Source organism: Paracoccus sp. MA, assembly GCF_020990385.1.
Classification (GTDB): Bacteria; Pseudomonadota; Alphaproteobacteria; order Rhodobacterales; family Rhodobacteraceae; genus Paracoccus.
The window spans coordinates 2,189,026-2,201,857 of sequence record NZ_CP087598.1 but is presented as its reverse complement, the minus strand read 5'-3'; the positions used below and the strand labels follow the sequence as shown (position 1 = coordinate 2,201,857).

The following is a 12,832-nucleotide window of genomic DNA, read 5'->3' as shown; positions in this document are numbered from 1 at the left end:
AGCCGCACATAATCCTTGGCCGATGACCTTGCTTTATACGCACCCCTCGGGGCTCTTGCATGTGACGCCGCCCAGCCATCCTGAACAGGTGGCGCGGCTGGATGCCGTCCTGGACGCATTGGGAGGGCTTGACCTGGTCCGGGGCGAGGCGCCGGAGGCGGCGGAGGCGGACATCCTGCGCGCCCATCCGCCGGAATACCTGTCCGGGCTGCGCCGGAAATCGCCGGCCGAGGGCTGGATGATGCTGGATTCCGACACCTATCTGTCGCCCGGCAGCCTGGAAGCCGCGCGCCATGCCGTCGGCGGGGTCTGCGCGGCGGTCGATGCGGTGCTGGCGGGCGAGGCGCCCAACGCCTTCGTCGCCATGCGCCCGCCGGGACATCATGCCGAGCGGGCGCGGGCCATGGGCTTCTGCATCTTTTCCTCGGTCGCCATCGGGGCCTTGCGGGCGCTGGACCATCACGGGCTGGACCGCGTGGCGGTGCTGGATTTCGACGTGCATCACGGCAACGGCACCCAGGACGTGCTGTGGGAGGAGAAACGCGCGCTCTTCGCCTCGACGCATCAGTTTCCGCTTTATCCCGGCACCGGCGCGGCCTCGGAGCGGGGTGCGCATGGCCAGATCGTCAACATGCCGCTGGCGCCGGGCAGCGGCGGGGACGAGGCGCGCGCGGCCTGGCGGGCGATCTGCGACCGGGTCGCGGCCTGGCGGCCGCAGCTGGTGCTGGTCTCGGCCGGGTTCGACGCCCATGCCGACGATCCCCTCGCCGCGCTGATGTGGCGCGAGGCGGATTTCACCGCCATCACCCGGATGATCTGCGACACGGCGGCGGCCTGTTCGGCCCCGGTGGTATCGGCGCTGGAAGGCGGTTATGATCTCGCCGCTCTGGGCCGCTCGGCGCGCGCCCATGTCGATGTGCTGAGGGAGACTGCCGCGTGACCGAGATCGAGAACATGTCCTTCGAGGAGGCGATGAAAGAGCTTGAGGCGACGGTCGGCCGGCTGGAGCACGGCGAGGCGACGCTGGAGGAATCGATCAAGCTCTACGAGCGCGGTGCGGCCCTGCGGGCGCATTGCGACAAGCGCCTGCGCGAGGCCGAGGAGCGGGTGGAAAAGATCACTTTGGCGGCCAACGGCCAGCCCGACGGGACCGTTCCGGCCGAGGGGCTGTGATGCGGGACCGCCTTGCCGAGGTGAAGGCGCAGGTCCAGACCGCGCTGGACGAGGCCATGGCCGGCCTGCCCGAGGGGGAGCTGACCGATGCGATGCGCTATGCCTGCACCGGCGGCAAGCGCATCCGTGCCTTCCTGGTGATGGAATCGGCGCGGCTGTTCGGCCTGGCCGACCCGGCGGCGCTGCCCGTCGCGGCGGCGGTCGAGGCGCTGCATGCCTATAGCCTGGTCCATGACGACCTGCCCTCGATGGACGACGACGACCTGCGGCGCGGCCTGCCCACCGTGCATCTGCGTTGGTCCGAGGCGACCGCGATCCTGGCCGGCGACGCGCTGCAAGCCCTGGCCTTCGGCCTGCTGGCCGATCCGCGGATCGGCGCGCCCGAAAGGCGGCTGGCGCTGGTGCGCGGCTTCGCCGAGGCGGTCGGCGGGGGCGGCATGGTCTGGGGCCAGGCGCTGGACATCGCCGCCGAGACCGCCGCCGAGCCCTTGGACCTTGCCGCCATCACGCGGCTGCAGCAGGCCAAGACCGGCGCGCTGATCCAGTTCTCGGCCACTGCCGGCGCGGTCATGGCCGGCGAGGATCCCGGCCCGCTGGCGGATTATGCCCGCCGCCTGGGCCTTGCCTTCCAGATCCAGGACGACATCCTGGACGTGACCGGCACCGAGGCTGAGACGGGCAAGCGCACCGGCAAGGACGGCGCCGCCAACAAGGCGACCTTCGTGTCGCTGCTGGGCCTGCAGGGCGCGCAGGACCAGGCGCGCCAGCTGGTCCGCGATGCCGAAACCGCCCTTGATCCCTATGGCGAGGCCGCAGGAAACTTGCGGCAGCTCGCGCGTTTCGTTATCGAGCGCGACGCCTGACAGCCCGCCCGGAGAGGGGCAAGCCATGACCCAAGAGACTTCCGACCGCCCTTCGACGCCGATCCTGGACCGGGTGGCCTTGCCGTCCGACCTGAAGGATCTGTCGGATCGCGAACTGCGGCAGCTTGCCGACGAGCTGCGGGCCGAGACGATCAGCGCCGTTTCCGTCACCGGCGGCCATCTGGGCGCCGGGCTGGGCGTGGTCGAGCTGACTGTGGCGCTGCATGCGGTCTTTGACGCGCCGCGCGACAAGATCATCTGGGACGTGGGCCATCAGTGCTATCCGCACAAGATCCTGACCGGGCGCCGCGACCGCATCCGCACGCTGCGTATGGAAAACGGCCTTTCCGGTTTCACCAAGCGGTCGGAAAGCCCCTATGACCCGTTCGGGGCCGGTCATAGCTCGACCTCGATCAGCGCGGCGCTGGGTTTCGCCATGGCGCGCGAACTCGGCGGCGATCCGGGCGACGCCATCGCGGTGATCGGCGACGGCGCAATGAGCGCGGGCATGGCCTTCGAGGCGCTGAACAATGCGGGCGACCTGGGCAAGCGGCTGTTCGTGGTGCTGAACGACAACGAGATGTCCATCGCGCCGCCCACCGGGGCGCTGTCGCGCTATCTGACCCGGCTTTATGCTGAGGGGCCGTTCCAGGACCTGAAGGCCGTGGCCAAGGGCGCCGTGGGTTTCCTGCCGCCCTCGCTGCAGGAGGGGGCGCGCCGCGCCAAGGAGATGCTGAAGGGCATGACCGTCGGCGGCACTCTGTTCGAGGAGCTGGGCTTCTCCTATATCGGCCCGGTCGATGGCCACGACCTCGACCAGCTTCTGCCGCTCTTGCGCACCGTCAAGGCACGGGCCACCGGGCCGGTGCTGATCCATGCCGTGACGAAGAAGGGCAAGGGCTACGGCCCGGCCGAACGCGCCGCCGACAAGGGCCATGCCACGGCGAAATTCGATGTCGAGACCGGCGCGCAGGCCAAGGCCAAGTCGAACGCGCCCAGCTATACCTCGGTCTTTGCCCGGGCGCTGGTCGATCAGGCCAGCCGCGACGCCCGCATCGTCGCCGTCACCGCCGCCATGCCGGACGGCACCGGGCTGAACCTCTTCGCCGAGCGTTTTCCGCGCCGCTGCTTCGACGTGGGCATTGCCGAGCAGCATGCCGTGACCTTCTCGGCCGGGCTGGCGGCGGGGGGGATGAAACCGTTCTGCGCGCTTTATTCGACCTTCCTGCAGCGCGGCTACGATCAGGTCGTCCATGATGTGGCGATCCAGCGCCTGCCGGTGCGCTTTGCCATCGACCGCGCCGGTCTGGTCGGGGCCGACGGCGCCACCCATGCCGGCGCCTATGACATTGCCTTTCTTGCGAACCTGCCCGGCTTCGTGGTCATGGCCGCCGCCGACGAGGCGGAGCTGGTGCATATGGTCGCCACCGCCGCCGCCCATGACGAAGGCCCCATCGCCTTCCGCTATCCCAGGGGCGAGGGCACCGGGGTCGAGATGCCCGAACGCGGCGAGGTGCTGGAGATCGGCAAGGCCCGCGTCATGGCCGAGGGCAAGCGCGTCGCCATCCTGTCCTTCGGCACCCGGCTGGCCGAGGTCATGCGGGCGCGCGAGGCGCTGCTGGCGCGCGGGATCACGCCCACGGTGGTCGATGCCCGCTTTGCCAAGCCGCTGGACCGCGTCCTGATCCTGCGCCTTGCCCGCACGCATGAGGCGCTGATCACCATCGAAGAGGGTGCGGTCGGCGGTTTCGGCAGCCTGGTCGCGCAGCTGCTTGCCGACGAGGGCGTCTTCGACGGCGGGCTGCGCTTCCGCCAGATGGTGCTGCCCGACACATTCATCGACCATGCCAGCCCCGAGGCCATGTATCGCTGCGCCCGCATGTCCGCCCCCGATATCGAGGCCAAGGTGCTGGAGGTTCTGGGCGTGGCGCTGGCGAAACGTGCCTGAGAGGTGACAATGCTGCGTATCCTTCTGACCGGCCTCGTGCTTGCCGCCCCGCTGGCGGTGCAGGCGCAGGACTATCTTCCGAACCTGTTCGACGTCACCGTGGTCGAGACCTGGGACAAGCTGAACGTGCGCGAGGCGCCGCATGGACAGGCCAAGATCATCGGCCGGCTCGCCTCGACCGCCAAGGGGGTCGAGCTGCTGGACCGCGACGCCTCGGGCAAATGGGGCCTCGTGAACGTGGGCGAGACCACGGGCTGGGTGGCGTTGCGCTTTCTCAAGCCGCAGGCCACGGTCTGGAAGCCAGCCGAGCTGCCGCTGTCGCTGCAATGCAGCGGGACCGAGCCCTTCTGGTCGGTCAAGACGGTCCAGAAGGGGCTGGTCTTCAGCGAGCCCGACCAACCCGAGCGCCAGCTTTCGCTGCGCAAGGTCATGGATCGCGGCATCGAGGGGGAGCCGACGCGCGGCATCATCGCCGGCGACGACAAGGGCCGGCTCACCGCCTTCCTGCGGCCCGAGCAATGTTCGGACGGCATGTCGGACCGCGGCCATGCGCTGGCGGTCAGCGTGATCCTGGACGGGCAGGAGCAGCCCTCGCGCATGCTGACGGGCTGCTGCACGATCGCCCGCTAGGCGGGGGTCCCCTCGGCGCGGGCCAGCGCGGCCAGCCCGGCGCGATAGTCGGGATAGCGCAGCCTCACGCCCAGCTCGCGCTTGATGCGGTCGTTCGCGACGCGCTTGTTCTCGGCATAGAAGCTGCGCGCCATGGGGGTCATCTCGGCATTGGCGTAATCCTCGGCGGGCGGCAGGGGCAGGCCCAGCAGTTCCGCCGCATGAGCGATCACCGCCTCGGGTGGGGCCGGGTCGTCATCGCAGACATTGTAGATCGCCCCCGGCCGGGGGGCGCGGATCGAGGCCAGCAGCACCTGCGCGATGTCCTCGGCATGGATGCGGGAAAACACCTGTCCCGGCTTGACGATGCGCCGCGCCGTGCCCGCACGGACCTTGGCGAAGGGGCCGCGCCCCGGCCCGTAGATCCCGGCGAGGCGGAAGATATGCAGCGGCAGCCCATGCTGGGCGGCCAGCCGCTGCCAGCCCTGCTCGGCGGCGACCCGTTCGCGCCCGCGCCGGGTCGAGGGGGCGCAGGGCGTTTCCTCGTCGACCCAGCCGCCCTCGCGGTCGCCATAGACCCCGGTGGTGGAAAGATAGCCCAGCCAGCGCGGCCGCGCCGCGGCGATCTCGGCGCCGAAAGCCGCCAGAACCGGGTCCGCGCCCCGGTCCGGGCCGACCGAGACCAGGATCGCGTCGGCTTGGGCGATGGCCTCGCGCAGCGCCTCCTCCTGCCCCGGCCAGCGCAGCGGCTCGGCCCCGGTCTGCGCGACGCGATCCGTCGCCTCCCGGGTGGTGCCGGCGACCTGCCAGCCCTCGGCCAGCAGCAAGGGCGTCAGGAAACCGGCCGAATAGCCGTGACCGAAGACCAGCATCCTCATGCGCGCCCCCGCAGGATCTCGGCCGCGATGGCAAAGGAACGGTGCCGCGCGGCCTGGTCGTGGATATTGCCGACGAGGATCAGCTCGTCGGGGCGGTGGCGGGCGATCAGCTCCTCCAGCCGGGCTGCGACGGTTTCCGGCGCGCCGACCGCGCTGACCGAAAGCGCATGCTCGACGGCGGGCAGGATGCGCACCGGGATCGCGTCCAGCACGTCCTCGACCGGCGGCGGCAGCAGGCCGGGCATGCCCAGCCGCAGCCGGGCGAAGCTGATCATCTGGCTTGTGCGCAGGCGCTGCGCCTCGGCATCGGTCTCGGCCGCGATGACGTTCACCGCCAGCATGAAGCGCGGCCGGGTGCCGAATTCGGTCGGCTCGAAGCGGTCGCGGTAAAGCTGCACGGCCTGGTCGAGATCGCCCGGCGCGAAATGGCTGGCAAAGGCATAGGGCAGGCCAAGCGCGGCGGCGAGGCTGGCGCCATAGAGCGACGAACCGAGGATCCAGACCGGCACGTTCGTGCCTTCGCCCGGATGCGCCGCCACCGGGGCGCCGGGGCGCGGCGGGCCCAGATAGCGCAGCAGCTCGACCACGTCGTTGGGGAAATCCTCGTTGCGCTGCATCGAACGGCGCAGCGCATGCATCACCGCGCCGTCGCCGCCCGGCGCGCGGCCCAGGCCCAGATCGATGCGGTCGCCGTGGATCGTCGCCAGCGTGCCGAACTGCTCGGCGATGGCCAGCGGCGCGTGGTTCGGCAGCATGACCCCGCCGGCGCCGACGCGGATGGTTTGCGTATGATCGGCGACATGGCCGATCAGCACCGCGGTGGCGGCGCTGGCGATGCCGGGCATGTTGTGATGCTCGGCCAGCCAGAAACGGCTGTAACCCCAGCCTTCGGCGGCTTGCGCGAGCGCGACGGAATTGGCGATGGCCCGCCGCGCGTCCGAGCCTTCGGCCACCACCGCCAGGTCGAGAATGGAAAATTCCATGCGGATCACTCCTTTGCCCCTGTCAGATAAGGCCTGCGCTGCCGGCTTGCCAGCCCGCGGCGGCGCTGGCACTCTCCGCCGAAACTGGAGAGCGCGCATGATGACCGACCGCCGGAGACTTCCCATCGAAACGCCCGAGCCTGCCGAGCGGGTCTATTTCGACGACCCGGCCGCCGCCGTGGCCCAGCTGATCGCGCTTTACGAGCGGGCGTCGCATTTCCTGCTGGACCGGTTCCTGGCCACGCTGCAGGGCGGCCGGCCGGCGGCGCGCTATCGCGCCTTCTACCCGGAACTGCGCATGACCGTGCCGGTGCATTCCAAGACGGATTCGCGCCTGTCCTTCGGCCATGTCGCGCTGCCCGGCACCTATTCGGCCTCGATCACCCGGCCCGACCTGTTCCGCGGCTACCTGACCGAGCAGATCGGCCTGCTGATGCGCAATCACGGCGTGGCGGTGGCGATCGGCGACAGCGGCACGCCGATGCCGGTGCATTTCGCCGTGGCGACGCAAAGCGACCTGAACGTCCCGCAGGAAGGCGTGCTGGACTATTCGCTGCGCGACGTCTTCGACGTGCCGGACCTGAACACCATGAACGACGATATCGTGAACGGCACCGCGGGGCCGAACCCGGACGGCAGCCACCCGCTGGCGCCCTTTACCGCGCAGCGCGTCGACTATTCGCTGGCCCGGCTGGCGCATTACACCGCGACCCTGCCCGAGCATTTCCAGAATTTCGTGATGTTCACCAACTACCAGTTCTATGTGGACGAGTTCGAGGCCTTCGCCCGCCGCGCGCTGGCCGATCCGGATTCGGGCTATACGGGCTTCGTCGCGCCGGGAAACCAGATCCTGGAACGCCCCGAGGATATCATCGCCACCGGCGCCAAGATGCCGCAGATGCCGGCCTATCACCTCAAGCGCCCGGACGGCGACGGCATCACGCTGGTCAATATCGGCGTGGGACCGTCCAACGCCAAGACCGCGACCGACCACATCGCCGTGCTGCGCCCGCATGCCTGGCTGATGGTCGGTCATTGCGCCGGCCTTCGCAACAGCCAGTCCCTGGGCGATTTCGTGCTCGCCCATGCCTATCTGCGCGAGGATCACGTGCTGGACGACGATTTGCCGGTCTGGGTGCCGATCCCGGCCCTGGCCGAGGTGCAGGTCGCCCTGCAGGAGGCGGTGGCCGAGGTCACGCAGCTGGACGGCTACGAGCTCAAGCGCATCATGCGCACCGGCACGGTGGCCACCATCGACAACCGCAACTGGGAATTGCGCGACCAGTCCGGCCCGGTGCAGCGCCTGTCGCAGTCGCGCGCCATCGCGCTGGACATGGAAAGCGCCACCATCGCCGCGAACGGCTTCCGCTTCCGGGTGCCCTATGGCACGCTGCTTTGCGTCAGCGACAAGCCGCTGCACGGAGAGCTGAAGCTGCCCGGCATGGCCACGGATTTCTATCGCACCCAGGTCGCGAACCACCTGCTGATCGGCATCCGCGCCATGGAAAAGCTGCGCGCGACACCCCTGGAACGCATCCACTCGCGCAAGTTGAGGTCCTTCAACGAGACGGCCTTCCTCTAGAACCGCGCTTTGGCGGCGAATTTCGCAGCGTTTGCTGGGGAAAACCGCCGAAAAAGCTTGATCTGCGCCGAAAAAGCTTGTGTAGCGGCAGGCGTGCCGCCAAGGTGGCGTCCGAAAATTTCCCGAACGGGGAACAACGAGGAGACAGAATATGGCCCAGGCCGCTTCGAAACCGATGACCAAGACTCAGCTCGTCGCCACGCTGGCCGATGAAATGGGCAGCGACAAGAAGACCGCCGCCGCGGCTCTTGACGCGCTTTCGGCCGTCGTGTCGCGCACCGTTGCCGAAGGTGGCGCCGTCACCCTGCCGGGCATCGGCAAGGTCGCCTGCCGCGCCCGCCCCGAGCGTCAGGTCCGCAACCCGCAGACCCAGGAAATGATGACCAAGCCGGCCGACAAGGTGGTCAAGGTCACCATCGCCAAGGCGCTGAAGGACAGCGTGAACGCCTGAGTTTCGGCTTTCGCCGCATAAGGGGCCGCGCATGACCTGCGCGGCTTCTTTCTTTTCCGGCCGCCGATCCGGCGCCGATCCGGTCCGGGCCCTTGCGCCCGCCGGCCCATCTGCTAGCCCATGGGGGGCAAGGGCAGGGGGGGCGAGATGGATTTCAGGGCCATTCTGATGGGTTTCGGCTTCGCGGTCCTCTGGGCCTCGGCCTTCACCTCGACACGCATGATCGTCACGGCCGCGCCGCCGCTGACCGCGCTGGTCATTCGCTTCGGCCTGTCCGCCCTGGTGGCGATCCCGCTGGCCCGCGCCATGGGCCAGAGCTGGCGGCTGAGCCGCGGCGAATGGCGCACGGTGGTCCTGTTCGGCCTGTGCCAGAACGCGCTCTACCTCGGGTTCAGCTGGGTCGCCATGCAATATGTCGAGGCCTCGGTCTCGGCCATCATCGCCTCGATGATGCCGCTGGTCGTCGCCTTCCTGGGCTGGCTGCTCTATGCCGAGCGGCTGCGCCCCATCGCCGTGGCCGGGCTGGTCGCGGGTGTGGCCGGCGTCACGCTGATCATGGGGGTGCGGCTGCAGCACGGGCTGGACGTGCCCGGGGTGATCCTGTGCCTGATCGGCATGGTGGCGCTGACCTTCGCCACGCTGGCGGCGCGCGGGGCCGGGGGCAGCCGCAACATGATGATGATGGTGGGCCTGCAGATGGCGGTGGGCGCCGTCCTGCTGCTGGTCCCGGCGGTGCTGATGGAATGGGGTCGCCCGGTGGCGTGGAGCGCGGGCCTGCTCTGGGCCTTTGCCTATACCGTGGCCGTGCCGGGCATCGGCGCGACCTTGCTGTGGTTCCGGCTGGTGAACCGCATCGGCGCGGTGCGGGCGGCGACCTTTCACTTCCTGTCGCCGATCTTCGGCGTCGCCATCGCCGCGGTGATGCTGGGCGAGCGATTCGGCGCCTCGGACGTGATCGGCGCGATGATCGTGGCGGCGGGCATCCTGATGGTGCAGCTGGCCAAGCTGCCCGCCGCGGCCGCGTCTCAGCCGTCGCCCTCGGCCGCGCGTGCCATCGAGGGGCGGGACTGAATCCGCCGCGCCCAGGCGTCGACGGCGGGCGTGCGCGGCATGCTTTCGCCGAAATACAGGAACAGGCCTGCGACCAGCAGGTCGGCGGCCGACAAATCGCCGCCCAGCAGGTAGGGCTGCCCCGACAGCACCTCGTCCAGCCGCTGCAGGGCGGTGTCGTAGTCGCGCAGGGTCGCGGTCAAGGCCGGATGCTCGATCCTGAAGAAGCTCAGGATCGCGACCGGTTCCAGCACGCCCTGATACCAGCTGAGCCAGCTGAGATACTGGCCGCGCCTCGGGTCGCCCGGCAGCGGGCCCAGCCCGGCCTCGGGAAACATGTCGGTCAGGTAAAGCACGACGGCGCCGCGCTCGCGCACCCAGTCCTCGCCGTTGACCAGATAGGGCACCTTGCCCTCGGGATGCGGATTGGCCGGATCGCGCCCGCCCGAGCCGTCCTGGCGCGGGATGGTGACGGTGCGGATATCCACCTTGTCCCTGATCCCCAATTCGTCCAGCAGCACGAGGATGCTGGAAGAGCGGCTTTTCGGGGCATGGTATAGGGTCAGCATCTTGGCCTCCTTTGGTTGCGGGGGCATGATGGGGCCGGCCCCCTGACAGAAGGTGACAGCATGTCCCGCACCGACCGGCTGATGCGCCTGATGGACGCGATGCGCCGCCTGCCCGCGCCGGTGACCGCCGCGCGGCTGGCCGAGGAGACCGGCGTCTCCCTCCGCCAGCTCTATCGCGACATCGCCACGCTGCGCGCCGGCGGCGCGCTGATCGACGGCGAGGCGGGGCTGGGCTATACGCTGACCGAGGACCCCGCCCTGCCGCCGCAAAGCTTCTCGCGGCTGGAGATCGAGGCGCTGCTGCTCGCCATCTCGGGCCTGCGCACGCTGGGCGATCCCGAACTGACCCGCGCGGGCGAGGATGCCATGGCCCGCATCATCGCCACCCTGCCGGAAAGCCAGGGCCGCCATGCCATGCACGCCACCATGCGGCTGTTCCGCGAGCCGGCGCAGCGTCCCAGTCCGCAGGTGGACATGGCCCTGCTGCGTCAGGCTTTGTGGGAAGAGCGCAGCCTGATCATCGACTATCTGGACCTGCAGGGCCGGGCCAGCACGCGCGAGATCTGGCCGCTGGGCATGTCCTACAGCGACAATCACATGATGCTGCTGGCGCATTGCCGGCTGCGGCAGGATTTCCGCACCTTCCACATCCCGCGCATCCGGGCCATGCGGCCGGGCGGAGAAAGCTTCCGGCCCCGCCGCGTGGCCCTGGTGCGCGACTATGTCGCCTGCCGCGCTACTCCGCCGCCACCGGGGTGAAGATCGCCGTGGCGCGGTCGCAGCGGTAATGCGCCAGGTGATCCGGCGCGCGTTCGGCCAGGTCGCAGACGGCGTCCAGGATCGCCTCGATTTCGGCAAGCGGGGCGGCCCAGCACAGGTTCAGCCGCACGAAACCGGGCTTCTCGATCTCGTCCCCGGCCAGGATGGCGGCGCGCAGCCGGGCCGAATCCTCGGGGCCCAGCCCCAGCAGGTGATGGACGTAAGGCCCGGCGCAGGCGCAACCGCCGCGCGCCTGCACGCCGTAAAGGTCCGACAGCATCCGCGTCGCCAATTGCTGATGGACAAAGCCGCCCCGCCCGTCGCGGATGCGGAAGCTGAAGAAGGGCAGGCGCGGCGCGTCCGGATTGCCCAGCAGCTCGATCCTCGGATGGTTCCTTAGCCGCGCCATCCCCAGCGCCAGCCATTCGGCATTGCGCGCGTCGATGGCGTCCTGACCCACGGCGGCCTTGGTCAGGAAGACCAGCGCGGCGCGGATGTCGCCGATCACGTTCGGGGTGCCGCCTTCCTCGCGCGCCTCCAGCGACAGGGCATAGTCGTGGCTCTCGGGCGATACGAAACGCACCGTGCCGCCGCCGGGCAGGCTGGGGCGGTCGGCGATCACCGCCTCGCGGCGCAGGATCAGGACGCCCGAGGCGCCCGGCCCGCCGATGAACTTGTGCGGCGAGATCACCACCGCATCCATGCCCAGCCGCATGTCGATGGGCAGATAGGGCGCGCCGCCGGCATGGTCCCAGACCACCTTGGCCCCAGCCGCCTTCAGCAAGCGCGTCACCTCTGCCACGTCGGTCAGCGTGCCGGTGACATTCGAGGCGGCCGAGAAGCTGCCGATCACCGGCCCCTCGGCCCGCACCAGCGCCTGCTGCAAAGCCGCCAGATCCGGCCCGCCGGTGGCGGCTTCGGGGATGGTCACGACCTCGGCGCCGCTTTCGCGCCAGGGCAGGATGTTCGAGTGATGCTCGTAAGGTCCGATCAGCACCGTCGTGCCGGGCCCCGCGCCCAGCAGGTGCACCAGCCGGTTGATGCCCTGCGTTGCGCCCGCGCCGGTGAAGATCACCGCATGCTCTGCCCCGGCATGGGTGATCGCGCCGATCGCCTCGCGTGCGGCGCGGCGCATCCGGGTCATGGTGCCGCCGCAATGGCTGGCCTCGGTATGGCTGTTGGCATACCAGGGCAGGACGTTTTCCATCACCCAGTCCTCGATGGGCCGCAGCGCCCGGCCCGAGGCGATGTAATCGGCATAGATCATCCGCCGCGGCCCGAAAGGGCCGTCGATCACCGCGTCGCGGCCGATCACGCCGTCATGGATCACCTGCATCGGATCGTTGCCCAGCCGGGCGAGGTAGCTGTCGAAAGGCGGCATCGGGTTCCTCGTCTTCATGCGCGCATCTTGACCCGCAAAGGCCGAGGAATCATTCTTAATATCAGCCGATATCCTGTATTTTGGTTGTCAAATGAACGATAAAACTTTCTTGATTGATGAAATCGACAACCGCCTGCTGGCGCTGCTGCAGCGCGATGCCAGCCTGTCGCAACGCGAGCTGGCCGAGCGGGTGGGCCTGTCGCAGAACGCCTGCTGGCGGCGCTTGCAGCGGCTGACCGAGGCCGGGGTGCTGCAAGGCAGCCGCGCGGTCATCGACGCCGCGGCGCTGGGGCTGGGGCTGACGGTGTTCATCATGATCCGCACCCGCCATCACGACGACGCCTGGGCGCGGCGCTTTCGCGCCCGGATCGAGTCGCTGCCGCAGATCACCGAGTTCCACCGCATCGGCGGCGAATGGGACTACATGGCCAAGGCGGTGGTGGGCGGCATGGCGGGCTATGACGCGCTTTACAAGCAACTGATCGCCGACATGGATCTGGAACGCGTCACCGGCGTTTTCTCGATGGAGACGATCTTCGAGGGCCGGCCGCTGTCCCCGGCTTGATTTTCACGAAATGTTCTACAT

General features: G+C 69.3%; 14 protein-coding genes. 10 read left to right on the top strand and 4 right to left on the bottom strand.

The features are described from left to right. Window positions 1-22: 22 nt before the first annotated feature. The 5 genes from LOS78_RS18045 to LOS78_RS18025 are packed head-to-tail and all read left to right on the top strand — an operon-like array spanning window position 23 to window position 4,614. The gene (locus LOS78_RS18045) at window positions 23-940 is read left to right on the top strand and encodes a histone deacetylase family protein (protein ID WP_230377686.1); all 918 of its coding nucleotides are present in this window, start codon (window positions 23-25) and stop codon (window positions 938-940) included. Beyond that, window positions 937-1,173 (top strand): exodeoxyribonuclease VII small subunit, encoded by a 237-nt coding sequence (locus LOS78_RS18040; protein WP_028713323.1) that lies wholly within the window; start codon window positions 937-939, stop codon window positions 1,171-1,173. Before LOS78_RS18045 ends, LOS78_RS18040 begins: the two co-directional genes overlap by 4 nt. Then, a complete protein-coding gene (locus LOS78_RS18035; protein WP_230377685.1) occupies window positions 1,173-2,036 on the top strand; it encodes a polyprenyl synthetase family protein in 864 nt (287 codons plus the stop codon). Before LOS78_RS18040 ends, LOS78_RS18035 begins: the two co-directional genes overlap by 1 nt. Before the next feature lie 25 nt (window positions 2,037-2,061). Then, window positions 2,062-3,984, top strand: coding sequence for a 1-deoxy-D-xylulose-5-phosphate synthase (gene dxs, locus LOS78_RS18030; protein WP_230377684.1), 1,923 nt, complete (start codon window positions 2,062-2,064; stop codon window positions 3,982-3,984). A gap of 9 nt (window positions 3,985-3,993) precedes the next feature. Continuing rightward, window positions 3,994-4,614, top strand: coding sequence for a COG3650 family protein (locus LOS78_RS18025; protein ID WP_028713327.1), 621 nt, complete (start codon window positions 3,994-3,996; stop codon window positions 4,612-4,614). Here LOS78_RS18025 and LOS78_RS18020 read toward each other — a convergent pair. Then, the gene (locus LOS78_RS18020) at window positions 4,611-5,471 is read right to left on the bottom strand and encodes an SDR family oxidoreductase (RefSeq protein ID WP_230377683.1); all 861 of its coding nucleotides are present in this window, start codon (window positions 5,469-5,471) and stop codon (window positions 4,611-4,613) included. The genes LOS78_RS18025 and LOS78_RS18020 overlap by 4 nt on opposite strands. After that, window positions 5,468-6,454, bottom strand: a complete 987-nt coding sequence (locus LOS78_RS18015) for an LLM class flavin-dependent oxidoreductase (protein ID WP_230377682.1) — start codon at window positions 6,452-6,454, stop codon at window positions 5,468-5,470. Before LOS78_RS18015 ends, LOS78_RS18020 begins: the two co-directional genes overlap by 4 nt. A gap of 97 nt (window positions 6,455-6,551) precedes the next feature. On the opposite strand from LOS78_RS18015, the gene LOS78_RS18010 reads away from it, so the two are divergent. The 3 genes from LOS78_RS18010 (at window position 6,552) to LOS78_RS18000 (ending at window position 9,558) form a co-directional block, all read left to right on the top strand. After that, window positions 6,552-8,036 carry an AMP nucleosidase gene (locus LOS78_RS18010; RefSeq protein ID WP_028713330.1) on the top strand — a complete coding sequence of 495 codons (1,485 nt, stop codon included), beginning with the start codon at window positions 6,552-6,554 and terminating at the stop codon, window positions 8,034-8,036. A 151-nt stretch (window positions 8,037-8,187) separates the two neighbouring features. Continuing rightward, the gene (locus LOS78_RS18005) at window positions 8,188-8,487 is read left to right on the top strand and encodes an HU family DNA-binding protein (RefSeq protein ID WP_019352361.1); all 300 of its coding nucleotides are present in this window, start codon (window positions 8,188-8,190) and stop codon (window positions 8,485-8,487) included. Window positions 8,488-8,634: 147 nt separating this feature from the next. Then, on the top strand, window positions 8,635-9,558 hold the full coding sequence (locus LOS78_RS18000; protein WP_230377681.1) for a DMT family transporter: 924 nt from the start codon (window positions 8,635-8,637) through the stop codon (window positions 9,556-9,558). Here LOS78_RS18000 and LOS78_RS17995 read toward each other — a convergent pair. Continuing rightward, the gene (locus LOS78_RS17995) at window positions 9,513-10,106 is read right to left on the bottom strand and encodes a glutathione S-transferase family protein (protein ID WP_230377680.1); all 594 of its coding nucleotides are present in this window, start codon (window positions 10,104-10,106) and stop codon (window positions 9,513-9,515) included. The genes LOS78_RS18000 and LOS78_RS17995 overlap by 46 nt on opposite strands. Before the next feature lie 60 nt (window positions 10,107-10,166). Between LOS78_RS17995 and LOS78_RS17990 the strand changes: the two genes are divergently transcribed. Beyond that, a complete protein-coding gene (locus LOS78_RS17990) occupies window positions 10,167-10,865 on the top strand; it encodes a YafY family protein (RefSeq protein ID WP_028713333.1) in 699 nt (232 codons plus the stop codon). Here the strand turns inward: LOS78_RS17990 and LOS78_RS17985 are convergent. Next, on the bottom strand, window positions 10,843-12,264 hold the full coding sequence (locus LOS78_RS17985; RefSeq protein WP_230377679.1) for an aminotransferase class V-fold PLP-dependent enzyme: 1,422 nt from the start codon (window positions 12,262-12,264) through the stop codon (window positions 10,843-10,845). The genes LOS78_RS17990 and LOS78_RS17985 overlap by 23 nt on opposite strands. A gap of 73 nt (window positions 12,265-12,337) precedes the next feature. Here LOS78_RS17985 and LOS78_RS17980 point away from each other — a divergent pair, with 73 nt between their 5' ends. Further along, window positions 12,338-12,811, top strand: coding sequence for an Lrp/AsnC family transcriptional regulator (locus LOS78_RS17980; protein WP_230377678.1), 474 nt, complete (start codon window positions 12,338-12,340; stop codon window positions 12,809-12,811). Window positions 12,812-12,832: the final 21 nt, after the last annotated feature.

What these genes read in the sequence shown, in the direction of transcription:
- LOS78_RS18010 (WP_028713330.1), top strand. Translation starts at nt 6,552, where the DNA reads ATGATGACCGACCGCCGGAGACTTCCCATCGAAACGCCCGAGCCTGCC.
- LOS78_RS18015 (WP_230377682.1), bottom strand. Translation starts at nt 6,454, where the DNA reads ATGGAATTTTCCATTCTCGACCTGGCGGTGGTGGCCGAAGGCTCGGAC.
- LOS78_RS17980 (WP_230377678.1), top strand. Translation starts at nt 12,338, where the DNA reads ATGAACGATAAAACTTTCTTGATTGATGAAATCGACAACCGCCTGCTG.
- LOS78_RS17985 (WP_230377679.1), bottom strand. Translation starts at nt 12,264, where the DNA reads ATGAAGACGAGGAACCCGATGCCGCCTTTCGACAGCTACCTCGCCCGG.
- LOS78_RS18000 (WP_230377681.1), top strand. Translation starts at nt 8,635, where the DNA reads ATGGATTTCAGGGCCATTCTGATGGGTTTCGGCTTCGCGGTCCTCTGG.
- LOS78_RS17990 (WP_028713333.1), top strand. Translation starts at nt 10,167, where the DNA reads ATGTCCCGCACCGACCGGCTGATGCGCCTGATGGACGCGATGCGCCGC.
- LOS78_RS18025 (WP_028713327.1), top strand. Translation starts at nt 3,994, where the DNA reads ATGCTGCGTATCCTTCTGACCGGCCTCGTGCTTGCCGCCCCGCTGGCG.
- LOS78_RS18005 (WP_019352361.1), top strand. Translation starts at nt 8,188, where the DNA reads ATGGCCCAGGCCGCTTCGAAACCGATGACCAAGACTCAGCTCGTCGCC.
- LOS78_RS18020 (WP_230377683.1), bottom strand. Translation starts at nt 5,471, where the DNA reads ATGAGGATGCTGGTCTTCGGTCACGGCTATTCGGCCGGTTTCCTGACG.
- dxs (WP_230377684.1), top strand. Translation starts at nt 2,062, where the DNA reads ATGACCCAAGAGACTTCCGACCGCCCTTCGACGCCGATCCTGGACCGG.
- LOS78_RS18035 (WP_230377685.1), top strand. Translation starts at nt 1,173, where the DNA reads ATGCGGGACCGCCTTGCCGAGGTGAAGGCGCAGGTCCAGACCGCGCTG.
- LOS78_RS17995 (WP_230377680.1), bottom strand. Translation starts at nt 10,106, where the DNA reads ATGCTGACCCTATACCATGCCCCGAAAAGCCGCTCTTCCAGCATCCTC.
- LOS78_RS18045 (WP_230377686.1), top strand. Translation starts at nt 23, where the DNA reads ATGACCTTGCTTTATACGCACCCCTCGGGGCTCTTGCATGTGACGCCG.